The organism is Pseudomonas sp. FG35, from assembly GCF_057809295.1.
In genome coordinates this window covers 1-25,142 of the sequence record NZ_JBMDJR010000002.1, presented here as the reverse complement: position 1 = coordinate 25,142, position 25,142 = coordinate 1, and the positions used below count along the sequence as shown (strand labels likewise).

Below are 25,142 nucleotides of genomic sequence, written 5' to 3'. Positions count from 1 at the left end.
ACGCAACTTGCGCACAAGTTACGTTGCCTGAAACTTTTGGATTACTTCACGCCGGCACGCCGGTCACTGACTTTCGACAGTGAGGCCCAGTCCTGATCGGCCTGACCATGGGCCATGCCGTCCAGCAGGTTGTCCTTCAACACGCTGGCAAACGGCAGCGGCACCTGCGCCGCTTCACCGGCTTCCAGCGCCAGGCGTACATCCTTGAGACCCAGCGACAACTTGAAACCCGCCGGCTCGAATTTCTCATCGACCATCAGCTTGCCGTAGCCCTGATAGACCGGCACGGCGAACAGGGTCGAGGTGATCATCTCGATGAACGCCCCGCGACTGATGCCATAGCCGCCGGCCAGGGTCGAGGCTTCGGCCATGGATTCGATTGCCGAGGCGATCATCAGATTGGCCGACAGTTTGGCAGCGCAGGCCACTTCAGCCGTGTCGCCCAGCGTCCAGGTCTTGCGCCCGAGCACGTCGAACAGCGGCTGAACCCGGACCAGTGCTTCGGCGGGCCCGGAGGCGAGAATGTTCAGATTGCCGGCAGCCGCCACATCGACTCGCCCCAGCACCGGTGCCGACACGTAACCAACGCCGCGTGCTTCATGCACGGTCACCAGCTCCCTGGCCAGCGCCACGGACACCGTGGACATGTTGACGTGAACGCTGCCGGCCCGCAGACCGTGCAGCGCCTTGGCATCGAAGAACACCGAGCGGATCGCCGTGTCATCGCCGAGCATCGAAATCAGCACCTCGGCCTGGGCTGCCAGTGCCGGTGTCTGGACAGCTTCGGCGCCGGCCTTGGCCAGTGCTTCCAGCGGTGCCGACGAACGATTCCACACGCGGACCCGATGCCCGGCTTTCAGCAGGTTCAGCACCATCGGTGCGCCCATCGTGCCCAGACCGATAAATCCCAGTTGCATGTCGCGTTCCTCTCTCGATGAGGTGTTCAAAGCCGATTAGACGATGATGCAGAATTGCGATTGTACGTGTACAGGCGTACATTTCAAGTGCCGCGACGATTCATTCTTCGCGGCAAGGGTTTCAAACACACCTTTACCCAAGGCAAGGAGGCTTTATGCAATTCGGGATCTACACCGTTGGCGACGTCACACAAGACCCTACCAACGCCCGTACCCCCAGCGAATCCGAGCGCATCCAGGCCACCCTGCAAATTGCGCAGAAGGCCGAAGACATCGGACTGGACGTGTTCGCCACCGGCGAGCACCACAATCCCCCGTTCATCACCTCCTCTCCCACCACACTGCTGGCCTACATCGCCGCCAAGACCCAACGCATCATTCTTTCGACGTCCACCACCCTGATCAGCACCAACGACCCGGTACGCCTGGCCGAAGAATATTCGCTGTTGCAGAACCTCTGCGGCGGGCGCATGGACCTGATGCTCGGCCGCGGCAACACCGCGCCGGTCTATCCCTGGTTCGGCAAGAGCATCGCCGACGGTCTGCCACTGGCGATGGAAAACTATCGCCTGCTGCACCGGCTCTGGCGCGAAGAAGACCTCAACTGGAGCGGACGCTTTCGCACCCCGCTGAAAAACTTCACCTCGATCCCGCGGCCCCTCGATGACCTGCCGCCCTTCGTCTGGCACGGCTCGATCCGCACCCCGGAAATCGCCGAGCAGGCGGCGTATTACGGCGACGGTTTTTTCGCCAGCCACATCCTCTGGCCCCGTGAGCATTTCATGGCGCTGGTCGAGTTCTACCGCGCGCGGTTTGCCCATTACGGTCACGGCACGCCGGAGCAGGCGATCGTCGGTCTCGGCGGGCACATTTTCATGCGCCGCAACTCGCAGGATGCGCGCCGGGAGTTCCGTCCCTATTTCGACAACGCCCCGGTGTACGGCCATGGCCCGTCCCTGGAAGAGTTCATGGAAATGACCCCGCTGGCCGTCGGCAGCCCTCAGGAAATCATCGACAAAACCCTGACCTTCCGCGAGTACTTCGGCGACTATCAGCGCCAGCTGTTCCTGTTCGACCATGGCGGCATTCCGCTGAAAACCGTGCTGGAACAACTCGACATGTTCGGCAAGGAAGTCTTGCCGGTGCTGCGTGAAGAAACCCGCAAACGCCGCTCGCCGCTGGCGGCCGAAGCGCCGACCCACGCCAATCGCCTGGCCCGTTTGCAAATTCCGTCGGCCGATCCACGCGCTACGGTCAAAGCTGCCGAACTCGACAGCGTGACCGGCCACTGACCCTGTGGGAGCGAGCAGGCTCGCTCCCACACTTGATCAGGCAGCGCCTTTCAACGGGCGCTGCGCATCCATCGCCACCACCACATCATCGTGGATCAAACGCGCCAGGTACTGACCGTAACCGGTCTTGCTCATGCTGCCCGCATGCACCAGCAATTGCGCGTCGTCGATCCAGCCCTTGTGGTAGGCGATCTCTTCGAGGCAGGCGATTTTCAGGCCCTGGCGTTTCTCGATGGCCTGGACGAAATTGCCCGCTTCCATCAACGCGTCGTGAGTGCCGGTGTCGAGCCAGGCCATGCCACGGCCCATCACCGACACATTCAATTTGCCGCGTTGCAGGTAGACGTTGTTGACGTCGGTGATCTCCAGCTCGCCGCGCGGCGACGGCTTGATGTCGGCGGCAATCTGCAGCACTTCGTTGTCGTAGAAATACAGGCCGGTGACGGCGTAGTTGGACTTTGGATCGCTCGGTTTTTCGCAGATGCTCAAGGCCTTGCCGGCAGCATCGAATTCCACCACGCCAAAGCGCTCGGGATCGGCCACGTAATAGCCGAACACTGTCGCGCCTTCATCACGCGCCGCCGCTTGCAGCAGGGTTTCACCGAAGCCGGCGCCGTAGAAAATGTTGTCACCGAGCACTAGGCAGACGTTGTCTTCACCGACGAATTCACGACCGATGATGAACGCCTGAGCGAGGCCGTCCGGACTCGGTTGCACCGCGTAACTCAAGCTCAGGCCCAACTGACTGCCGTCGCCGAGCATGCGCTGAAAGCCCGGCAGATCTTCCGGGGTGGAGATGATCAGGATCTCGCGGATTTCCGCCAGCATCAGCACCGACAGCGGGTAATAGATCATCGGTTTGTCATACACCGGCAGCGACTGTTTCGAGACGCCCAGGGTGATCGGGTGCAGACGCGAACCGGCGCCGCCCGCCAGCAGAATTCCTTTGTACTTGGCCATGCTTTTTTCCTTTCAAGCAGTGAGATTTGAATGACTGAACGTTCAGGCCACAAGGGCTTTGTCGCTTTGCTCGCCGAGGCGCTCCAGCGCGTAGGCACCGGACATCACCCGCACCCACCAGGCGCGGTTATCCAGATACCAGTCGACGGTTTTCTGCATGCCGCTTTCGAAGGTTTCCTGCGGCGTCCAGCCCAGCGTCGCGTGAATTTTTCCGGCATCGACGGCGTAGCGTTTGTCGTGGCCCGGACGATCCTTGACGAAGGTGATCAGGTCGCGGAAGTGCGCGACGCCCGCCGGTTTTTCCGCACCGCGTGCTTCGAGCAGATCGCACAGGGTGTGCACCACTTCCAGGTTGGTCTTCTCGTTGTGGCCGCCGATGTTGTAGGTCTGCCCGACCTCACCGCGCGTAACCACCGCATACAGTGCGCGGGCGTGATCTTCGACGAACAGCCAGTCGCGAATCTGCGCGCCATCGCCATACACCGGCAGCGGCTTGCCTTGCAGCGCATTGAGGATGACGTGAGGAATCAGTTTTTCCGGGAAGTGATACGGCCCGTAATTGTTCGAGCAGTTGCTCACCACCACTGGCAGGCCGAAAGTGCGATGCCAGGCGCGAACCAGATGATCGGAGCCGGCCTTGGTCGCCGAGTACGGCGAGCTTGGCGCATACGGCGTGCGCTCGGTGAACGCCGGATCTTCAGGCTCCAGGTCGCCGTAAACTTCGTCGGTGGAAATATGATGGAAACGGAACGCCGCCTGACGCGCCGCGTCCAGTCGGTTCCAGTAACCACGCGCCGCTTCGAGCAGCGTGTAGGTGCCGACGATGTTGGTTTCGATGAAGGCTTGCGGGCCATCGATCGAACGGTCCACATGGGACTCGGCGGCCAGATGCATCACCGCATCCGGTTGCAGCCGTGCGAACAGTTCGTCCAGCGCCGGCCTGTCGCAGATGTCGACCTGACAGAACCGGTAACGCGGTGAATCGGACACCTCAGCCAGAGATTCGAGATTGCCGGCGTAGGTCAGTTTGTCGACGTTGATCACTTCACATTCGGTCTCTTCAATCAGAAACCGCACCACGGCCGAGCCAATGAAGCCCGCGCCCCCTGTCACTAAAATTTTCATCAGCGCCTCCCCTGGCAAAATGATGATTGAACGTCCTTCGATGCTGTGTGCGGGTCAGTTCAACAACGCCACCCAGTATTGCGACAGACCTTGTTCGAGAATCAGCAGCGTCTGGATGCAGACGAAGCTTTCGTCGGTGGTTGCCGAGGTCGCATTGAGTGGGCCGAATCCACCGTCCTGCTTCTGATGGGCAGCGATCCAGTCTTTCGATTCCTGCAGATACGTCGGCTGCGCGTCGAGCAGATACATTGCTGCGATAGCCATGTAAGTACCTACCAGGCTGACCGCTTTACCCGGCCGGTAGTGGAACGAGCCGTTGGCCAGTTGCAGGCTCTGAAGCCAAGCGACGGTCTGTTCGGCATCAACGATGCGTCGGTTGAGAATGAACAGCGTCGACACCACGCGGTACACCGAAAACGCGTCCGGCGGATAACCCGGCTTGTTGGCGAAACCGCCGTCGGCCGAGCGGCAGCGCAAGGCAAACGCCATCACGCCCTGCTCGTCCGGCGCCTTGGCTTCAAGCGCATGCAGCGACAGCACCGCCAGGTTGGTGTGCCAGATGTCCGAGCCGAAACCCGGCACATCGCCGAACCCGCCGTCCGGGTTCTGACACGCTTGGAGGTAACGCACGCAACCGCCGATATCGTTCGGCAATGCGCCCAGCACTCGCAGCGACAGCACCGCGCAGTAGGTGGCGAACACATCGCTGAGATGCCCCGGTTGCTCGGCAAATCCGCCGTCGGTGTTTTGCGAGGCCCTGATGCAATCGATCAGGCTGGCCTTGTTTTCGATTTGCAGACCCAGCGCGTGCAAGTCTGAGATCACGTGCAACCCGGAGAACACCTGCCAGGTTTTGTCGGCACGGAAACCCAGCGGCGCGGTTTCGGCCGTCAGCCCGTAAGGCGTTTCATTCGACGCCCGGGCCTTGGCCAGCCACGCCAGATAACGCTGCAGATCAACATTGATGGTCGGCACGCCATTCGGGTGAATCCGCTGCACATCGCCACCGCCATCGATCACTTGCAACTCACGGTTTACCAGCGCTGCATCGTCATGATGAGTGACGGCAACGACCGGTTCGATGGACTGCAAGGCGTGGGCCGCGGCGAGCTGGATTTTCAGACTCTTCAGGTGCAACGGCAGGTACGTCAGGTTGCCAATGCTGAAGATTCCTGGCTGACGCGGCGGCGCCCAGAACTGACGAATGAACGGCACGGTCGGGTCATCCGGGGTCGACCAGAAATAGCCCTTGCCCATGAACAGACCGCCATGGCGGGCGTCGTGAAACTCCAGCAACGCTGCCGTCACCGAAGCCCGGTCGGCTTCGCTCGCGCCGGACGGCAAGGCCTGAATCGCCTGCAACAGCAACGCCACGTCGTAGGCGGTCTTGATCGGAAATGGCGACTCGTGATTTTTGTACGAGGTGTGCCAGTCGCAACGCACTTTGCCGTTGATCCCGACCCGGTCCCAATACCCGCCGTACGCCGGATCGCGAAACAGCGCCAGGGTTTGCAGCAGGAACGAACGAGCCAGATTCGACAGCGCATTGTCGTCCCGCGTATCAGCCAGTTGCGCCAGCACCAGGCTTACCTGAGCCCGCACACCGCAACGGGTCAGCGCCACATCGACACAGGATTGGCTGTCGCTGCCGGCCACCCGGCCGATCAGGTTTTCTGCATGAATCTGCAAGTGCCCGACCAAGCCGAGACCCAACGGCTGATTGTCGATACGCGCCAGCAAGGCCGTGGCGCTGATGTCGAGATCGATCGAGGTCGCCAGCTCCAGCGGCGTCGACCAGTCGCTGCTGTACAGACCGGCGAGCGTGGAACGGGCGTAGAGCGCTTCGACCTTTTCCAGCAGGCCGTGGATCGCGGCATTGTTTGCTGCGTCCTGCGGCACCCTCCGTTGATAGGCAATCAATGCCGCCAGTGCCTCCAGTTGCAGCGCCAGCGTGCGGCAACGTCCGGAGCCGTGCGGCGTCCAGTAGCGGTCGGCCAGTTCGTGGAAACCGCCATTCGAAGCATCATGCAAACGCATCAGCCCGTCATGGGCAAAACGCAGTTCGACATCGTCGCCGTGCTCGGCTTGGTAGAGCGTCGCCGCGACCTGATCCTGCAACTGCTTGTCGCTGGAAATCGCAACCTCGCCACTGGCATCGGTCACGGCGAAAAAGCCGCCGTGCTCGATGTCCTTGAGGCCTTGATCAAATAGAAACTGCGGATGCAGTGACATGGTGAATCCCTCTTCCTTGAGGTTAAGCGGCTTTGCTTTCGGTCAGCGACACAACGCTGCCCTGGCACAACTCAATGATGCGCGTCGCGGCGCGGGCGGCACCTTCGCCATCCGGCGCGGCGACTTGCTGATGCGGCGCGTAGTAGGCCGAAGCATCGGTGTCTTTTTCCAGCTCGCCCTGGATCAGCTCGACGATCGCATCCCGGTCGTGGCCCAGGTGCGTCGGGAAACCCAGCAGCTCCAGACGGCGCAGCGCCTCGAGTTCGTGGTACTCGGATTTGGACGGCAGCACGAACAGCGTTGGAATCTGCAGTGCGGCGATTTCCGTCACGGTGATCCAGCCCGGCGCCGAAATCAGCAGGCTGGCTTCGCGCAGCAGGCCCATCCAGTCCGGGTAGTACGGCACGCAGACGACGCCGTCCTGAGCCTGGATATCCTGACGGCCCAGCAGCACCAGTTTCAGTTCCGGATTGCGCTCGCGCAGGATCCTGAAACTGTCCAGATAGGCGGCGAGCAGCGCGTCCTTGTTCTGGGCAAACATTGTGGTGCCGCTGATCGAAGCCACAATGAATGGCGAGTCGCCGAGGTTCAGTTGCTCGCGCACGTTCAAGCCGGTCTGCACATTGATGTCGCGGATCATCGGGCCGACAAAATGCGCCTTGCCGCTGACCAGTGCTTCGGCCACTGGTGTGCCCTGATCGAGAGAGGCCACATAGGGTTTGTCGGTCAGCACCAGTTGGCTCTGATTGATCATCCAGTTGAACTGGCTGTGCAGCGCGGTGCGGGCCCGGGCCATTTCCAGCGCGTTGACTTCGAAACCGCCGTCAGCCAGATCATGATCTTCGAGCTGGCACAGGGTGAAGTCGTAGCGCTCGGTGACGAACACCAGCGGCGTACCGCTGAAAATCGCGGCCAGGCAGGCGGCCATGTTGTAGTCCGACACCAGAGCCGTCGGTTTGTACTCGGCGATCAGCGCCAGGTAAGACAGAATCCGCTCGCCGGACAAGAAAGTATTGGCGATATAACCGCCGATGTAATTATTCCAGTCGAGTTCTTTCGACAAGTTGCTTTTTTTTGAGTAATCGACCAAACGACCGGCAATATCCACAACTTCAACACCAGATTTTTCGAACATCGGCGTGAAGGTCGGCTGCAAGGAAGCCAGCGCCACGGTCAATGGCATGTCCGGACGCTGTTTCTTGATCGCCTGAGCGATGGACAGCGCGCGCATGTTGTGACCGGAACCGGTTGGATTGGGGGCAAATAAAATCATTCTTGAATCTCCATTAGTTGAACAACGCCATGAACCACAGTGTTTTCCAATACATCCCTTATAACCACCGAGTACGGTTTGATAACGGCACCGTCACCAATATTCAGTGGACCTACCAAGATGGCGCCCTCGCCAATTACGCAACGACTTCCAATGCGCACCGGTGCCTCCTCCCAAGGCAGTGAGCGAAATGAATGATCATGAGTGGAGGCAACGATCGTGACCCCCTCGGACAACTCGCTGAAGGCACCGACGGATACACCGCCAGCCGCCTCGATAACCACACCGGCCGCCAGTCGCGCGCCGGTGCCCAGTTCGATGCCGCCCAGTTGCGACATGCCGCCCTGACGGTTGCTGCGCCCGATCAGGATGCAGTCCCGGGCGATTTCCACCGACGCCCCGCCGCGCAATTCGGCATCGATCAGGGCGTCGTCACTGATGTCCCAGGTCTGGGTGTCGGGGTTCAGCGACTTGAACCGCGCGACCGACTGCGTGGACCGATCGAGCATCGACGGCAAGCCCTGGCGCGCCCGCTCCCGGACTTTGGCCAGCACCGGTTCCGGGCTCGGCCGGCCGTCCTCGACCACGGTGCGCCGGGCAATGACCCGCGCCGGGCGGCCGACGACGATTGCGTCCGGCGGCACATCCGCTGTCACCAACGCGCCAGCCGCCACCACGGCCCCGGCACCGACGGTAACACCGGCAGTCACGGTGGCCTTGGCGCCCAGCCAGACGTTTTCGGCAATTCGAACCGGCGACTGCGCCGTCCCCAGGCACCGGGCCCCGGTGGCGAACATGCTGGATTTGCCGACAAACGCGTGCTGCAAATCGCATCTGAAACCGATGAAACAGTCATCGCTGATTTGCACATGTGTCAGGCGACTGCCGGCACGCACCCAGACGTGCCGGCCAAGCTCACTTGAACTATCAACAGTCGTCGAAACTTCAATTACGTTTATGTCGTCCACAATAAAGCCTCATTCCATTGATGCCGGGCACATAACATTCCGAGAGGCGTGCGTATCCCGCAGATATAAATCCGCCAGTGCACAAATAATTAATTAACTGTTCATTTAAAGCTTCAACTCAAAGCACGCGAGACATTGCGTCCGCGCCACTTATTAACTGTCCGGTTCATTCAACTGTCATTATTCATTAACAACGGATAGAAGTTCACACTTGAGCCAAAGGCCAAGTCAGTTATCGAGATGAGAAAAAGCCGATTCAAGTCTGTCCGTGACTCAGATGAAGCTCCGTTTTGAGGAATAGTTCTTTAGTACGAATGTTATAGTACAGACGATTTTGTTTTGCAATAGGTGTCAGAATGGTTATCTCGTTTTAGTCTAAAAATTGATTGAACTTTTATGGTGCACGCTTGTGCCAAAACCTTCTTATATGCACAGCGCTGGTGCAAATCAGGGAGGAGTGCAGATTTGCCCCAGCGCTTACAGGCATCTGGAGGTCGACCCCAGACACTTCGACAGCCCCCACGAACGCTACGGTGACGCTCTATTTCCCTCTGGCCTGGAGCCGTCATGCCCGCACCTATCACCGTTCTGCGCGACACCCACCCCCTGCCCGTACTCGACGCCTGCAAATGGGAAAAGCTCGAGGGCGACCCGCACACCGTCAACCTCAAAGCCTACACCAGCGAAGACGGCAGCAAGATCATGGGCACCTGGATCTGCACGCCGGGCAAGTGGCGAGTGGACTACGTGAAATGGGAGTACTGCCATTTCCAGGAAGGCTACTGCGTGATTACCCCGGACGGCATGGAGCCGATCCACCTGCGCGCCGGCGACATCTTCGTGGTCGAGCCAGGCATGAAGGGCTCCTGGGAAGTGGTTGAGACCGTGCGCAAATATTTCGTGTTCGCCTGATACAAAAAAGCCGGGAAACCACCCGACGTGATTTCCCGGCAACACCTACTGCATCTGAATTGCAGACCTGCGACGAGCACAGGCCTGACGACGATTACTGCGGCTTGCGATAGCTGTTGATGATCGCCGAGAAGTCCTTGCCCCCTTCCCCGCGCTGACTCATCGCCTGATACAACTGCTGCGCCACCGCGCCCAGCACCACCGGCTGATGGGCCTGACGCGCCGCCTCGGTGGCCAGCCCCAGATCCTTGAGCATCAGTTCGGCGCCGAAGCCACCAGTGTAGCCGCGCGAGGCCGGTGCCGTTTCGACGATGCCCGGCCACGGGTTGTACATTTCCGAACTCCAGCAACGACCCGTCGAACTGTTGATGATTCCGGCGAGCACCGTGGTGTCGATCCCCAGCGCATCGCCCAGGGCCATCGCCTCGCTGACGCCGACCATCGAAATGGCGAGCAACAAGTTGTTGCAGATCTTGGCGATCTGGCCGGTGCCGACCTCACCGCAATGCACGATGTTGCGGCCCATCTGCGCCAGCACCGGTTGCAGGGTGGCGAACAGTTCAGGAGTGGCGCCGACCATGAAGGTCAACGTCCCGGCAGTGGCGCCGCCGGTTCCGCCGGACACCGGTGCATCGGCCATGGCCACGCCTTGTTTGGCAGCGGCCGCTGCCACATCGCGCGCAGTCTGCGGATCGATGGTGCTGCAATCCACTGCCGGCACGCCTTTGCCGATCCCTGCCAGCACACCGTCCTCACCGAGCCAGACGCTGCGTACATGCACGGCGGCGGGCAGCATAGTGATCACCAGTTCTGCATCTTCAGCCGCTTCGCGAGCCGAAGCGCGGATGGTGCCACCCAGTTGCTCGAGCTCCGCGAGCACGGTTTTGTTCAGGTCCACCAGATTCAGCGAATGCCCGGCCTTGATCAGGTTGCGCGCCATCGGCGCGCCCATGTTGCCCAGACCGATAAATGCGATTTTCATGGCCATTCCTCAGCGCAGGTTGATGGTGGTGTTCACGCCGTCGTTGACGCTGTCGTCATCGAACCAGCGCGCCGTGACCGTTTTGGTCTGGGTGTAGAACTGCACCACTTGCTTGCCGTAAGGGCCGAGGTCGCCGAGTTTCGAACCGCGCGAACCGGTGAAGCTGAAGAACGGCACCGGCACCGGAATCGGGATGTTGATGCCGACCTGGCCGACGTCGATTTCAGTCTGGAATTTACGCGCCGCGGCACCACTCTGGGTGAACAGGCCCGTGCCGTTGCCGAACGGGTTGGCGTTGACCAGCGCGATGGCCTGATCGAGGGTATCGACCTCCAGCACCACCAGCACTGGGCCGAAGATTTCCTGGGTGTAGATCTGCATGTCGGTAGTCACCCCGGAAAACAGGGTCGGGCCGACGAAGTTGCCTTTCTCGTAACCCGGCACGCTGATGTCGCGACCGTCCAGCTCAAGTTTTGCGCCTTCCTTGATGCCGCTTTCGATCAGATCGAGAATCCGCGCCTTGGCCTTTTTCGAAATGACCGGGCCGACATCGGTGCCCGGCTCATTGCCGGCGTTGACCTTGAGTTTCTGCGCCAGCGCTTTCAGATCCGGCAGCCACTGCTTGGCCGCACCCACCAGCACCACCACCGAGGTGGCCATGCAACGCTGACCGGCCGCACCGAAACCGGCGCCGACCAAGGCGTTGAGCGCTTGCTCGCGATTGGCATCCGGCAGCACCACCGCATGGTTCTTCGCGCCCATCATCGATTGCACGCGTTTGCCGTGTTTACCGGCCAGGTCATAAACGTGGGTGCCGACGGCAGTCGAACCGACGAACGAAACGGCCTTGATGTCCTTGTGGGTGCACAAGCCGTCAACCACGTCCTTGCCACCATGGACGACGTTAAGCACACCGGCCGGAATGCCCGCTTCAATCGCCAGCTCCACCAGCAGCATGGTCGACAGCGGATCCTGTTCGGACGGCTTGAGTACAAAGGTGTTGCCGCAGGCAATGGCCATCGGGAACATCCACAGCGGGATCATCGCCGGGAAGTTGAACGGGGTGATGCCGGCGCAGACGCCGATCGGCTGACGCAGGGTGTAGGTATCGACGCCGCCGGCCACGTTCTCGGCGAACTCGCCCATCTGCAGGCTGCCGATGGAGCAGGCGTGCTCGACCACTTCCAGGCCACGGAAAATGTCGCCTTCGGCATCGGCAATGGTCTTGCCCTGTTCGGCGCTCAGCACCACGGCGATGCGTTTGGAATGCTCACGGATCAACGCCTGCAGCTTGAGCATGATGCGCATGCGCGCGCCGATCGGAGTCAGCTTCCAGGTCTGGAAGGCGCGCTGGGCGGCGCTGACGGCAGCGTCGACTTCAGCGGCGGTGGCGAACGGAACCTTGGCCAGAACCTGCTGGGTCGCCGGGTTGATGATGTCGTGCCACTCGGTGGTCTGCGACTCGACCCACTCGCCGTCGATCAGCAGCTTGACCTTCTGGATCGTGGTTTCGTTGGGCGTAAGCGATGCGTTCATGCTGGTCTCCAGAACTTGTTTTTATCGTAGGAGCCAAGGCGAAAGGTTCGCCTTGAGATGAGGCGTGTGTCACGAATTGGTTGTCGGACTGTTTTTGGAGTATAGATGTGCAAACTTCTAATAAGAACGCACATATAAGCCCGTCCATCATGCAAAAAAACATCACCTCTCTAGGTTCGCTGAATTGGGACGACCTCAAGTTTTTCCTCGAAGTCGCCCGCACCCGCAAGGCCAGTACCGCGGCCAAACGCCTGGCGGTCGACTACACCACCGTGTCGCGGCGGATCAGTTCGCTGGAAGCGGCGCTCGGCACCTTGCTGTTCGAAAAGTCCCGCACCAGCGGTTTCGTGCTGACTGCCGAAGGCCAGCGCCTGCTGAGTTATGCCGAGTCGATCGAAAGCACGCTGCACATGGCCTGCGAGCAGGTGTCCGGCTCCGGCGTCGCGCTGTCCGGGCATGTGCGGATGGGCTGCACTGAAGGTTTCGGCAGCTTCTTCATCACCCCGCAACTGAGCCACTTCGTTGACGCCTACCCGGCGATCTCGGTGGACATCCTGCCGCTGCCACACTTCATCAGCCTGTCCAAACGCGAGGCCGACATCGTCATCGCCCTCGAACGCCCGGAACACGGGCCGTACGTGTGCTGCAAACTCTGCGACTACCGCTTGCAGCTCTACGCGACCCAGGAATACCTGGACAAGCACCCGCCGATCCGCCGCCCCGCCGACCTGGGCAAGCATCAATTCATCAGTTACGTGGATGACCTGGCGTTCAGCTCAGAGCTGCTGTATCTGGCGAACGTGTTGCCCGGCGCCAGCGCCAATTTGCGCAGCACCAGCGTGATCGCACAGTTCGTGGCGGCGCAGCAGGGGCGCTCATTGGCGATTCTGCCGTGCTTCCTCGCGGCCCAGGACCCGCGCCTGTTGCCGGTGTTGCCGGAGGAAATCGATATCACCCGGCAGTTCTGGATGTACTGCCGGGAGGATCTGCGCAAGTTGAAGCGGATCACCCTGCTGTGGGATTACATCCGTGAGGTGACCGAGCGCAATCAGGGTCTGTTGATGGGTGAGACCCGTGACATGCAGTTCACCGATTAATCGGCGCTGACCACAATCGACACTCGGCGGTTTTCGGTGCGGCCGGCGGCGGTGTCGTTGGAGGCGACCGGTTCGCGACTGCCGAGGCCCTGCAGCTGAATGTTCTCTTGTTTCATGCCGACCGAGGTCAGCACGTTGCCGACGCTTTTCGCGCGGCGCAGGGACAGCTGCTGGTTGTAGGTTTCCTTGCCCGAGGCGTCGGTGTGGCCATCCACCCGTACCCGCTCGATGCCGACACCCAGCAACGCTTTGCCGATACGCTCGACGATTTCGGTACTTTGTTTATTCAGGCTTTCGACATCGCTGCCAAACAACACTTTGCCCGACAGGCCGAACTCCCAGCCGTCATCGGTCAGCTCGAAGCCTTGCTGCTTGAGGACCGCGACCTGGGCCGGCGTCAGGCCTTTTTGCGGGGCGGTCTGGCAACCGGTCAGGGCCAGCATGGCCGTCAGCAACAGGGTGGAAAACAGTCGAAAGGAAAGTGAGAACACGGGCATCAGCTCCTGGTTTGAACGGGATCGACCGGGTGCTCCGACCCGGCCGTGGATTGGGCGCCACGCGACAAACGCTTGGCTTGATACATCGCGGCATCGGCCGCATCAAGCAAGGTGCCGGGCGTGACGCCATGATCGGGGTAAACCGCGATGCCGATACTGAGCGACGTCACGACACTGCTGTCGCCCGGCAGCGCAATCGGGGTGTCCATGCTGGCGAGGATCTTGTCGGCAATGCGTTCGGCGTCTTCGGTCTTGTGCAAGGGCGTGAGCAGAACGGCGAACTCGTCACCGCCCAGACGCGCCACCAGATCCTCTTCACGCAACTGCGCCCGCACTCGATTCGCCACCGCCACCAGCACCGCGTCACCGGCGGCATGACCGAAGTTGTCGTTGATGTCCTTGAAGCGGTCGCTGTCGAGAAACAGCACCGCCACGCGCTCGTTCAGTTTGTGGGCGCTGCGTAGCGCACGGATCAGGCGGCCTTCGAAAAAGGCCCGGTTCGGCAAGCCGGTGAGACTGTCGTGGCTGGCCTGGTGGGCGAGGGTTTCGTTCTCGCTTTGCAGGTGGGTTTGCCAGTCTTCGAGTTCATCGAGCAAGGCATTGAAGTCATTGCCGAGGTTGTCCAGTTCGGCAATCTTCGCCCGTGGCACCCGTCGATCCAGTGCCCGCTCGCTGCGGGCCGCATGCGCCACCGCCGCCAGGCTGTGCAACGGGCCGATGATCCTGCGCAACTGACGCTGCGCCAGGTACAGCGCGACCCAGGCGCTGATCGCCGTGCAGAGAATGATCCCCGCCAGACCGCTCAACAGAAAACGCATCAGGCTGCCACCGTGGCCGATCAGCAAGATCCGCCCGATCTCGCGATCCTGATGCTGGATCGGCAGGTTGATGGGTTTTTCCAGAATGACTCGCGCGACCTGCATCTCCAGCTCGGAAATCAGGCCGTTCTCCGGACGATGCCAGCGCGCGAGCAATTGGCCCTGAGCGTCCAGCACCTGGGCATCGGCCACTTCTTCGGTCGAGGCGATCAACGCCAGCGCTTCGGTCGCTGCGACCTTGTCATTGAACACCACGGCAGCTTCCACGGTGTAACTGATCGAGCGGGCGATCAAGTGCAGGTTGTGATCGGCATAGACCCGCAGCGCCAGCACCCCGAGCAGCGTCAGCGACACACTGGCCATTGCCACGGCGACCAGCGCCACGATCAGGTTGCCACGGCCGATGACCGAGCCCAGCGTCGGGCGCCCTGTGGATTTGCCGCGTCTCATGGCACCGCCGGTTTGCGGCGCGACAACTGCAGCACGCTGGGATGAATGCGCACACCGCTACGGGCGACGGAGTCGAGATTGACCTCGAACGACACCTGTTCATCGCCGACCCGCAGGCAGAACAGGCTGCCGACCGTGCACTGATCGCCGCCTTCACTGATGCTGAGCACCGGATGCCCGATCAGGGACGCGAACAACCGGCTGCGTTCTTCAGCCGTGAGTTTGCCGATGTAGACCGCGTCGCACTCGCTGACGATGGCCGGGTTGTCGGCCAACAGTCGACGCACGATGACCGGACGGCCCGTGGCCTGGGTCGTGCCCTTGACCAGGTCGTCGGTGTATTCGGTCGGGCCGACGATGCACAAACGCAATTGCGCCGGCTCTACCGGCCAGCGCGCATAACTGAGGATACCGAGGACAACCTGGGTGACGGATTTGGCCCGTTGTTCGGCCATACCCACCGGGGTTTGAGTCTGGGCAGCGGCCACACCCGTGAGCAAACAGAGCACACCGGCAAGCAACGCCTGCTTGCAGCCAACTACGCGCTCTGTCGCCCAGACAGCCACCTTCATGCAGGGATTCTCTTGGATCGTTACGAAATGATGCCGCAACGATAGCACAGCGTTGGAAAGCCAGCGATACAGCGACCTCTGACCGGTCGGTCAATTATCGGCGGCAATCGAAGGCACCTTCATCCTTTATGCGGCGCGCCTTCTTCCAGTTCCAGCATCAGTCCACTCAGGCGCTTCACCTTGCGCTGCACCGCTTCTTCAAACACGCCGCTCCGAGGCTCGATCAAGGTGAACCAGTCTTTGGCCCGGGTAATTCCGGTATAGATCAGTTCCTTGGTCAACACAGGATTCAGGGCGTCCGGCAGGATCAGCGCGGTATGGGCAAACTCCGAGCCCTGAGACTTGTGCACGGTCATCGCATAGACGGTCTCGACATCGTTGAGCCGGCTCGGCAACACGAAACGCACCCCGCCGCGCCCGTCGTTACGCGGGAACGCCACTCGCAATACCGACTTACCGGCATCAGGGCCATCGCGCTCGGGCAGTTTCAGGGCGATACCGATGTCACCGTTCATCAGCCCCAGACCGTAGTCGTTTCGGGTCATCAGCACCGGCCGGCCTTCGTACCATTGCTGGTCGCTCTCGATCAGCCGCGCCTTGAGCAACGCTTCGGTGATGCGCTGGTTCAGCCCCTCCACACCCCACGGCCCTTTGCGCACTGCGCACAACAACTGGAAGGTATCGAAGGCCCGCAGGACGTCACGTGCCCAGTCGACCCAACACGGGTTCTCGAGCGGCGTTCCGCTCGCCGGACGTCGATCGCGCAAGACGCTCAGATAGTGTCGATATCCGTGAGGGCCTTTCGCGTGCCCATCGAGCACCAGGTGCTCGAGTTCACGGTCGTGCTCATTGTGGAGTGGCAAAGAAAACACATCGCCATGAGTCTTGGCTTCCAGCAACTGGCGAGCCTCGACCGGGAGTTGCTGATTCACTCGTCGCGCCAGTTGACCGATGCCGCTGCCCTCGCCGAAACGCCGCGAGTGTCGCAGCATCACCACTTGCTGGGCCAATGGATGCGAGCCGTCAGTGCCTTCGTGCAAGCCGCTGTCCTGCAGGGATTCGCCACTCACCTGTTCCAGCCACTGGCGGGTCTGCGCACTGTACCAACCAGCTTCGGCATCACGGCACAAATCTCCCAGCACCGCACCCGCCTCCACGGAGGCAAGTTGATCCTTGTCGCCCAGCAACACCAATCGGGCATGAGGCGGCAAGGCATCGAGCAGATTGGCCATCATTTCCAGGTCGATCATGGACGCTTCATCGACCACCAGAACGTCCAGGGGCAGACGGTTACCGGCATGGTGGCGAAAGTGCCGCGTGCCGGGACGACTACCGAGCAGGCGGTGCACCGTGGTCACCTCGGTCGGGATTTTTTCCCGGACGCTGTCAGCGACCTTCAGCGATTGCACCTGCTGACTGATGGACTCGGTCAGCCGCGCCGCCGCTTTTCCGGTAGGCGCCGCGAGCCTTATGCGCAATGGTTGATGCGCCTCGACCGCAGGTGCCTGGAGCAACGCCAGCAAACGGACCACCGTCGTCGTCTTGCCGGTACCCGGGCCACCCGTGATGATGCTGAAGGCACCTCGGGTGGCCAGGGCGCAGGCGAGTTTCTGCCAGTCGATGACATCCGCACGCTGGGCCGGATCGAACAGTTCGTTCAGCCGGCGTGCAAGATCGGGTGGTGTCGCTTCCTGCTCCGCGAGTCGCTGACGCAGTGCGCTGTCGATACGCCGCTCGTAGGCCCAATAGCGCCGCAAGTACAAACGCTTGCCGGACAACACCAGTGGGCGCTCCTGAGCCGACGCACTCTCGTCGGCGGCCAGTGCCACCAGCGAACTGCCGGCCAGCACCTTGCACCAGTGCGCTCCGTCGAGGGTTTCGAGCAATTGCGATGGCAGCAGCAACACGCCGGGTTGCGCATCCCCCTCCGGCGGCAGGGAAAGTGCAAAATCCGGTGCCTTGAGGGTTTCGAACAGATCCAGGCAGACATGACCATGGCCGAGCTGGTGACTGGTCAATGCGGCGGCGAGCAACACCAGCGGATCGACATCGGATTCCAACTCATGAAGAAAGGCCACGAATGCCTTGTCCAGTGCCCGCAACCAGCCACGCTCGACCCATTGGGTCAGCAACAGCAAAAGATCATCGGCACGGGTCAGGGGTGTCAATTGCGCGAGGCTTTCGGCGGTCAGCGGCGTAGGCAGCAGGTCGGCGAATGTCCGATTCATAGCAGCTCTCCCTGTTCCCACGCGGGCTCGGCCTTGGGTTGCGGTTTGCCCTGGAACATGAGGTCCAGACGCTCGATCAGCTCCCTTGGTGGTCGCGCGAAGTAAACGCCACCGCCAGGGGCCCGTGTTCCGCGCAGGAACAGATACAGCGCGCCGCCGATATGCCGGTCGTAATCGTAATCGGCGAGCCGCGCCTTGAGCTGACGATGCAGTGCCAACAGGTACAGCACGTATTGCAGGTCGTAACGGTTGTCGAGGATCGACTGCTCCATAGCCCGCTCGGTGTACGCAGCGTCATCGACGCCCAGCCAGTTGGATTTGTAATCGGCCACGTAGTAACGACCCTCGTGCTCAAACGTCAGGTCGATAAAGCCTTTGAACATGCCATTGAGCTGCACCGCTTCGGCGCCGACCCGGGCCACACCGTTGTGAGTGAATTGACGCACCTGTTCGTCGAGCTTGAGGACGTCGACTTTGTGGCTGGCAAACCAGAACTCCATCTCGACCCGATACTGCTTCAATTGCTCAAGCACCACTGGCGGTTGGTCGAGCCCTGCGGGCAGTGGCAGTTTGAGCAAGTGTTGCAACCAGTCGCCGAGGGTGGTGATCCAGCCTTCCCAGCCCCGCCGATTGCAACGCCGGGCAATCGCATCGTCCAGCGATTCGCGGGTGACCGCGAACCCTTCCTCCCCTGCCCACTCCAGTAAACCGTGAAGAAACGTTCCCGGATTCGGTCCGCGAGGGAAGCGATGAATGTCAGCTCCGCCGGCGATGATCTCGCGCGGAGCTTCAGGATCGAGGCGTTCGTCGTCGAACAGCTTTTGCGCTTGCGGACTGTCGGGAGCTTCGTCATTGCCAACGCTCAGCACGTCACTGATGCGCAAGGCGCTGTACGACGCGATCCACCAGTTCTCGCTGGCCCTGCGGCTCGGCAAAAGGGTGGCACGTAGCGTGGCCTCATTACGCGGAGGCTGGTACTCCTCGCTGGTGGCCTCCGGCATTTCAACAACGCTCAGCGCCGAACAATCCTGTTGCAGATCGTCCAGCCAGCGGGCCAATCCGCTGGATTCATTCAACGTTGCGCCGCCGCCCAACAGATAGCCCAGTGCAGAAAGATGCAGCACCGAACTACTGTGATTGCCGCGCTTGAGATCCGTCACCCCGAGCCAGCACGCATGTTGTGCGCGGGTCAGCGCGACGTAGAGCAAGCGTAGATCCTCTGCCAGGCGTTCGTTGTCCGCCACAGCGATCAGTTCCGCGTCGGGCTTCAGACTGATGCGAGCCTTGCCGGACTCATCGTGGTAATGCAGCGGCAATCGACTGCCATCCACGGGTTTGGCCGAGCAGATGAAAGGCAGGAACACCAACGGGTATTCAAGTCCCTTGGACTTGTGAATGGTCACGACCTTGACCAGTTGTTCGTCGCTTTCAAGACGCAGGATCTGCTCTTCGCCTGCCTGCCCGGACAGCGCCAGATGCTCGGCCAGATGGCGGATCAGTGCCTGCTCGCCATCGAGTTCCGACGCGGCCTGTTGCAACAACTCCGACAGGTGCAACAGGTTGGTCAGCACCCGCTCGCCATCACTGCGGGCAATGAGCATCTGCGGCAGTTGAAAGTCGTGCAGCAGGCGCCGCAACATCGGCAGCACCCCTTGCTTGCGCCAGAGTTCACGATAACCACGGAACTGCATGACCCGGGTTTCCCAGACCAGTTCGTCCTGATTCAGACGCTCCAGCTCGGCCAGCGGCAGGTTCAGCGTGATGCACGCCAGCGCCGCCTTGAGGGAGCGTTCGACATCCGGCTCGGCGCACGCCTTGAGCCACGACAACAGATCATGGGCTTCCTGAGCGGAAAAAACGGAGTCCTTGTCCGACAGATAAACGCTGCGGACTCCGCGTGCTGCGAGCTCACCGCGTACCGCCTGCGCCTCTTTACCATCGCGCACCAAAATCGCAATGTCCGCTGGCCGCAGCCCACGCCAATCCTTGCCCTCCTGAGCAAACCCGGCACGACCGGTTTGCCCGCCATTGAGCAGGGTCGTAATCTCACTGGCGCAGGCCGCCGCCAACTGCTGGCGATACACTGCCCCGGACAGTGGTTTGTCGGTGGATAAATGCCAGATGTTCAGCGCTGGCACGTCCAGCCCGGATACCTGCAAATGTTCTTTACGCCCCTGAGCCTCCACAGGCTGGAACGGCACGGGGTTATCGCCGTTTTTCTCTCGGAACAGAAACGCTCCGCGTCCTTGCTCACGGGACTCTGCACGCTCGAACACATGGTTGACCGCACTGACCATCCCGTGGCTGGAACGGAAGTTAGTGCCCAGGGTATGCAGGCGTCCGGTTGTGGCCTGCCGGGCTCGCAGATAGGTGTAAATGTCCGCGCCACGGAAGGCATAGATCGCCTGTTTGGGATCACCAATCAGGAACAGCCCGGTCTCCGGGTTATCCTCTTCAATGCGATAAATACTTTCGAAGATCCGATACTGCACCGGATCCGTGTCCTGGAACTCATCGATCAGGGCGACCGGGAACTGCTCGCGGATGAGCGTGGCGAGGCGTTCCCCACCATCGGACTGCAAGGCAGCATCCAGGCGCAACAGCATGTCGTCGAACCCCATTTCGGCCCGACGGCGCTTCTCGTCCTCAAAGCGAGCACCGACCCATTTGGCTGCATGCTGCAGCACGGCCGCATCGGGCGTCGGCAAATTGTCGAGGCTCGACTTGAGCACAGGCATGGCATCCAGGCCCGGGTGACTCGGCGGCTCACCTTTCCAGGCTTCAGCCATGCCGTCCGGTGTGAGCCGGGCGAACCCGGTGCCGATATCCAAATGCTCGAGCGTCTCGTCCTCGGCCCAGGCCTTGAGCTTTTCGAACCAGGGTTCGAAATAGCGGGCCTGCATCTTGCGCCCGTCCACCGTTTTGTTGGCGACGCCCTGATGGCAGATGGCGAGCAACTCATCGGCCCACTGCCGCCATGGTTCCTTCAACTCCATCAACGCTGCACGGCGCTCCTGCAGACACTCTTCGATCAGCTCAGACGGGGTCTTGTCAGAGTCCCCTTCGCGCTCGGTGCCAAACAGCCCACGCACGCGCGGCAACAGGGCCGCCGGACCTCCCCAGTGACTGCGAACCCAGTTCAAGGCATCGCCCTGCATCGGATAGCAGAACAGCCGCCAATAATCGCGCAGCACTTCACCGAGCAGGTCGCTGTGATCGGTTTCCAGTGTCTGGGTAAACAGACTGCCGCTATCGAACGCATGCTCGCGCAGCATTCGCTGACACCAACTGTGAATCGTCGAGACCGCGGCTTCGTCCATCCATTGCGCGGCAATGTCCAGGCGGTTGGCGCAACCGGGCCATTGTTGCGGATCGAACTGTGCACGCAGTTCATCGATCAGCGCATCAGGGGGCGAAGTCTCGTCACGGAAGAAACGGGCGGCCTCGGCCAGGCGCGTACGGATGCGTTCGCGCAACTCTTTGGTCGCCGCATCGGTGAAGGTCACCACGAGAATCTGCGGGGGCAACAGCTCTCGACCGAAACCACTTCCCTCGCCTCCATGGCCAAGGATCAACCGCAGATACAACGCCGAAATGGTAAACGTCTTGCCAGTGCCCGCACTGGCTTCGATCAGTTGGCTGCCCTTTAACGGGAATGCCAGGGCGAGTGGTGGCTGGTTACTCATGCGCCTGCCTCCTCGTGGGTCCATGAGTGCCAAGGTGCCTCGAGCAACGGGCGATAAAGCGCATCACACCAACCGGAGAAGGTTTCATCCGCCTGCAGTGCATCGTAGTCGGGGAACTGTCGGGCCAGAGCCGGGCTTTCCCGACGTTCGCCTTCGCTGGTCTGACCATCACCCTCATAGGTTTTGCGGGCAGCCGCTTCAGCCTTGACTGGATCGGTCTGCCCCAGCCATGCAAAAGCCGTTTTTACCGCGACCGGAAGTGGCTGACGCATACCCGTCTGCCAGGCGAGCAGCAGATCCTCAAGAACCCGTCCCGCTCGAGTCTGTTCCAGAGGTTCAAGAAGGAGCGTGTCATCACTGGCCACCAGTGCGGTCGTCAGGGAGAGCCCACTGGCACACGCGACAAGGTGGCTGACCCAGGGCTTGGTCAGGCGATGCCATTTGCGGCTCTTGATCGAGCCTATGCTGTTCGGGATCGTCGTGACCGACAGTACGCCGCCATCGGCGCGCCGGTGCAAGCCGCCCAGCCACCCTTCAAGGCGCAGCTCCTGCCATTCAAAATTGATCGGTAGGGCGTTGGACAGGGGTGTCGGCCATAACGCCAGCAACTGTTGATATCGCTGCAACAAGTCTGGCAAAGGCTCGATCAGCTCTCGCTGAAGGCATTCACCGAATCCGGCAATGGGCAACAGGCCGCTGTTCTGCAGGCGTCGGGCTTGAGACTCGAGTGCCTGATCAACATTATCCGGGTGTCTCAAGGCTGCTCCGAGCAAGCTGTCACTGAGCATATATCGCTGCAACGCATCCAGTACAAAGGGTTCCTCGTCAGCCTGAGGTATCTGCGCCGCTTCGAAGTAAACCTTGAGTCGCTGAGTGAAAAAGTGTCGGACCGGATTGCGCAGGAAGTCCTGTAGCAGTTCCAGACTCAACGGCTCCTCCTGGATATGGGGTACAAGCATCGTTGCGGTGTCGTTCTGTTCGTGAGGTTGATGCAGCACCTGCCATTCGCTGGCATAGCTGAACAGTTTGTCTTCCTCATGGAAGTAGCGCGAACTGAATGGCTGCAACGGATGCTCCTGAGTCATGGCAATCAGGAGATCCTCTTTGTTGTCGCTCGATCGCCATCCATTGGCGAGATGATCGCGCAACTGGCCGATCAACACAGAGGCTGGCCGCTCGCTGTTGTCGCGAATGCTGCGACCGACCCAACTGATGTAGAGCTGATGACGGGCGGACAAGAGCGCTTCGAGCAGAAGATAGCGATCATCCTCCCGACGGGAGCGATCTCCCGGCCGGTAGTCGCTGCCCATGAGATCGAAGTCCAGCGGCGGTTGAGCGCGCGGATAATCGCCATCGTTCATGCCCAACAGGCAAACCAGCTTGAACGGGATCGCGCGCATCGGCATCAGCGTGCAAAAGTTAACGGCTCCGGCCAGGAAGCGCTGCGACAGACGCCCCTGATCCAGCCCCGCCAGCCAAGCCTCACGGACGACGGTCAGTGGCAGCTCGTCCAACAGACCGACGGCCTCACAGGTTTCCATCCAGGTTTCGCGCAACTCCTCGAGTTGAGCCAGCAGGTAGTCGTCATGCTCATCTTCGGGCTTGAAAAACAGTTGCATCAACGCCTGAAGCCGATGCCCCCATTCCTGTGGTTGGGCGGGTTTCATCAGTTGCTGATGCGAAAGCTCCAGTGCATCCAGCAACGCTACCAATGGCCCAATCAACGCGGCATCGAGACCGCCGATTTCATCGTAGGGTTCGATATCCCCACAGGCTCCGGAACTGCCGACGGCATAGCCGAGCAGCATCCGACGCAGGCCGAAGCGCCAACTGTTTTGCTCCAGTTCGTCGGGCAATCCCAGTTCGGCCCGTTGCCCGGCATCAATCCCCCAACGCACGCCGGCACCTTCGATCCAGCGATGCAGGGTCGGCAAGTCTCGTTCCTGCACACCAAATCTGGCGCGTAACGCCGGAACATCAAGCAAGTCGAGGATTTCACTGACGGGGAAACGACTATCCGGCAGCTTGAGCAGATGCTCGACAGCGATCAGTAATGGATCCCGTCCGCGCTGCCCCTGATCGGCCATCGTGAAGGGAATGAAGCGTGGATCATGACGATCCAGCTGCCCAAATACGGCGCGAATATGCGGCGCATAACTATCGATGTCAGGCACCATCACGATCACGTCGCGCGGGCGTAATTGAGGGTTGGCACTGAAACGTGCCAGCAACTGGTCGTGGAGAATCTCCACTTCGCGCTGGGCGCTATGGGCAATATGAAAGCGGATCGAATCGTCTTGAGTCAGATCGACTGCCGGCCAGAGTGCTCGAGTCTCGTTGAGCGGCCGCAGTTCCAGAATGTCGTCCTGTAACTGATTGAGCATGTTCTTCGGCTGGTTTTCGCTGAACAGATCGATACGTCCATTGCGAAATGCTGCGCGATAGCTATCGGGGTCGTCATAGCTGTCGAGAAGGTTGATGTAATCGCGACCTTGCTTGCCCCACGCAGCAAGGAGCGGGTGAGCATGCTGGTGGAGCATTTCCGAATCCAGCACTACGGGCATACCGTTTTTTCGGGCTTGCCGCTTGTACTGATGGCGCAAGAGATCCTTGTCGGCAACGATATCGGCCCAGTGATAACGACAGGGGTTATGGACGCACAACAAAACCTGGCTGAAACGGGAAAGCCCGGCCAATGCCTCCAGTACCTGGGCTGGCAACGAGGAAATTCCGAAAACGATCACTCGCTGGGGAAGTCCGGTCGGTGCGCGTTCAAGACTGTTGATGCGCTCCATGAACCGCTGGTGCACGCCCGCCCGACTTTGAGCCATGCCTTGCTCGCCCACATCGTCCAGCAGGGCACGCCACAACTCTGCCTGCCAGCAACTGGTCGGAGGAAGCGGCTTCGCTTCACCCCTCACATTGCGTAGTTGATGATGCCCCTCTGCCCAATCCTCAAGCCAATCAGCGCGGTAAACCTGATATTGGTCAAAGAGGTCTGCCAGACGTTCGGACAACTGGTAACGCTTGCGCAGATCGGTGTCATGGGTGAGGAAGCGTTGTAGCGGTTCGAAATGGGGTCGGGTGATGACCTGTGGCAACAGGCGCATCAGGCGCCAGGTCAATGGTGCCTTATCGAGCAGCGACGTTGCCGGAATCTCCTCTCGCCCCAGAACCATCCGGTAAAGCTGCCACATGAAACTGCCCGGCAGTTGCACATCAATAGCGGCGGCGATACCACAGCCGCCAGAGTCGTCCGCTTCAGGGTCTTCAGCCAGTGCCAGCTTGAGCCATTGAGCGATGCCGTTGCTCTGCACGAGCGCAATTTCGTTCTCCAGGGGTGCCAGTGGATAGCGCCGCATGATGCTGATCACAAGGCTGCGCAGTTCATCCAGGCTGTTGCTCTGAACGACCATGAATGCAGCGTTGAGGGACTGGGTGTCCGGCATGAAGGCTTCCTTGGAAAAGTACAAAAGCTAGGGCTGAACCTTAGCATTGTCGGCCGGCGAGGACAGCCGCAAGGCGGCTGAGAATGCTGTAAGAACTTTCCTGCGGGCAAAACAAAACCCCAACTGCTTTCGCAATTGGGGTTTCGGA

The 25,142-nt window shown here is 60.8% G+C and carries 17 protein-coding genes; 3 read left to right on the top strand and 14 right to left on the bottom strand.

All coding sequences use genetic code 11. The features are described 5' to 3' along the window. Window positions 1-41: 41 nt before the first annotated feature. The gene (locus tag ACODTD_RS04180; RefSeq protein ID WP_489104534.1) at window positions 42-947 is read right to left on the bottom strand and encodes an NAD(P)-dependent oxidoreductase; all 906 of its coding nucleotides are present in this window, start codon (window positions 945-947) and stop codon (window positions 42-44) included. A 125-nt stretch (window positions 948-1,072) separates the two neighbouring features. Between ACODTD_RS04180 and ACODTD_RS04175 the strand changes: the two genes are divergently transcribed. After that, window positions 1,073-2,209: an LLM class flavin-dependent oxidoreductase gene (locus tag ACODTD_RS04175; protein WP_011332342.1), complete on the top strand. Its 1,137-nt coding sequence runs from the start codon at window positions 1,073-1,075 to the stop codon at window positions 2,207-2,209. Window positions 2,210-2,245: 36 nt separating this feature from the next. Here the strand turns inward: ACODTD_RS04175 and rfbA are convergent, their stop codons facing one another. Genes rfbA through ACODTD_RS04150 form a run of 5 tightly spaced genes read right to left on the bottom strand, consistent with a single transcriptional unit; the run spans window position 2,246 to window position 8,626 of the window. Then, window positions 2,246-3,169 (bottom strand): glucose-1-phosphate thymidylyltransferase RfbA, encoded by a 924-nt coding sequence (gene rfbA / locus ACODTD_RS04170; protein WP_011332341.1) that lies wholly within the window; start codon window positions 3,167-3,169, stop codon window positions 2,246-2,248. A gap of 42 nt (window positions 3,170-3,211) precedes the next feature. Continuing rightward, on the bottom strand, window positions 3,212-4,294 hold the full coding sequence (gene rfbB, locus ACODTD_RS04165) for a dTDP-glucose 4,6-dehydratase (protein WP_221615001.1): 1,083 nt from the start codon (window positions 4,292-4,294) through the stop codon (window positions 3,212-3,214). Between the two features lie 54 nt (window positions 4,295-4,348). After that, entirely contained in the window at window positions 4,349-6,526 is a 2,178-nt protein-coding gene (locus ACODTD_RS04160; RefSeq protein ID WP_489104533.1) for a prenyltransferase/squalene oxidase repeat-containing protein, read from the bottom strand. Window positions 6,527-6,548: 22 nt separating this feature from the next. Then, window positions 6,549-7,799, bottom strand: coding sequence for a glycosyltransferase family 28 protein (locus ACODTD_RS04155; RefSeq protein ID WP_201818897.1), 1,251 nt, complete (start codon window positions 7,797-7,799; stop codon window positions 6,549-6,551). Beyond that, a complete protein-coding gene (locus ACODTD_RS04150) occupies window positions 7,796-8,626 on the bottom strand; it encodes a DapH/DapD/GlmU-related protein (protein WP_236676587.1) in 831 nt (276 codons plus the stop codon). Before ACODTD_RS04150 ends, ACODTD_RS04155 begins: the two co-directional genes overlap by 4 nt. Window positions 8,627-9,334: 708 nt before the next feature. Between ACODTD_RS04150 and ACODTD_RS04145 the strand changes: the two genes are divergently transcribed. Beyond that, entirely contained in the window at window positions 9,335-9,679 is a 345-nt protein-coding gene (locus ACODTD_RS04145; RefSeq protein WP_489104532.1) for a cupin domain-containing protein, read from the top strand. Between the two features lie 94 nt (window positions 9,680-9,773). Here the strand turns inward: ACODTD_RS04145 and mmsB are convergent, their stop codons facing one another. After that, a complete protein-coding gene (gene mmsB / locus ACODTD_RS04140; protein ID WP_039772935.1) occupies window positions 9,774-10,661 on the bottom strand; it encodes a 3-hydroxyisobutyrate dehydrogenase in 888 nt (295 codons plus the stop codon). A 9-nt stretch (window positions 10,662-10,670) separates the two neighbouring features. Beyond that, window positions 10,671-12,197 (bottom strand): CoA-acylating methylmalonate-semialdehyde dehydrogenase, encoded by a 1,527-nt coding sequence (locus tag ACODTD_RS04135; protein WP_201818893.1) that lies wholly within the window; start codon window positions 12,195-12,197, stop codon window positions 10,671-10,673. Between the two features lie 149 nt (window positions 12,198-12,346). On the opposite strand from ACODTD_RS04135, the gene ACODTD_RS04130 reads away from it, so the two are divergent. Continuing rightward, on the top strand, window positions 12,347-13,294 hold the full coding sequence (locus ACODTD_RS04130; protein WP_201818891.1) for a LysR family transcriptional regulator: 948 nt from the start codon (window positions 12,347-12,349) through the stop codon (window positions 13,292-13,294). Here ACODTD_RS04130 and yfiB read toward each other — a convergent pair. The 6 genes from yfiB to recC all read right to left on the bottom strand — a co-directional run bounded on the left by yfiB (window position 13,291) and on the right by recC (window position 24,994). Then, complete coding sequence (gene yfiB, locus ACODTD_RS04125) at window positions 13,291-13,791, bottom strand: outer membrane lipoprotein YfiB (protein WP_236676586.1); 501 nt, start codon at window positions 13,789-13,791, stop codon at window positions 13,291-13,293. The two genes, ACODTD_RS04130 and yfiB, sit on opposite strands and share 4 nt — an antisense overlap. Then, window positions 13,791-15,059, bottom strand: a complete 1,269-nt coding sequence (gene dgcN, locus ACODTD_RS04120) for a diguanylate cyclase DgcN/YfiN (protein WP_201818887.1) — start codon at window positions 15,057-15,059, stop codon at window positions 13,791-13,793. Before dgcN ends, yfiB begins: the two co-directional genes overlap by 1 nt. Next, a complete protein-coding gene (gene yfiR, locus ACODTD_RS04115; RefSeq protein WP_201818885.1) occupies window positions 15,056-15,631 on the bottom strand; it encodes a regulatory sequestration protein YfiR in 576 nt (191 codons plus the stop codon). Before yfiR ends, dgcN begins: the two co-directional genes overlap by 4 nt. Window positions 15,632-15,750: 119 nt before the next feature. Beyond that, on the bottom strand, window positions 15,751-17,859 hold the full coding sequence (recD, locus tag ACODTD_RS04110) for an exodeoxyribonuclease V subunit alpha (RefSeq protein WP_011332330.1): 2,109 nt from the start codon (window positions 17,857-17,859) through the stop codon (window positions 15,751-15,753). Then, window positions 17,856-21,545 (bottom strand): exodeoxyribonuclease V subunit beta, encoded by a 3,690-nt coding sequence (gene recB / locus ACODTD_RS04105; protein WP_489104531.1) that lies wholly within the window; start codon window positions 21,543-21,545, stop codon window positions 17,856-17,858. Before recB ends, recD begins: the two co-directional genes overlap by 4 nt. Then, entirely contained in the window at window positions 21,542-24,994 is a 3,453-nt protein-coding gene (recC, locus tag ACODTD_RS04100) for an exodeoxyribonuclease V subunit gamma (protein WP_221614997.1), read from the bottom strand. The genes recB and recC overlap by 4 nt, the downstream gene beginning before the upstream one ends. Window positions 24,995-25,142: the final 148 nt, after the last annotated feature.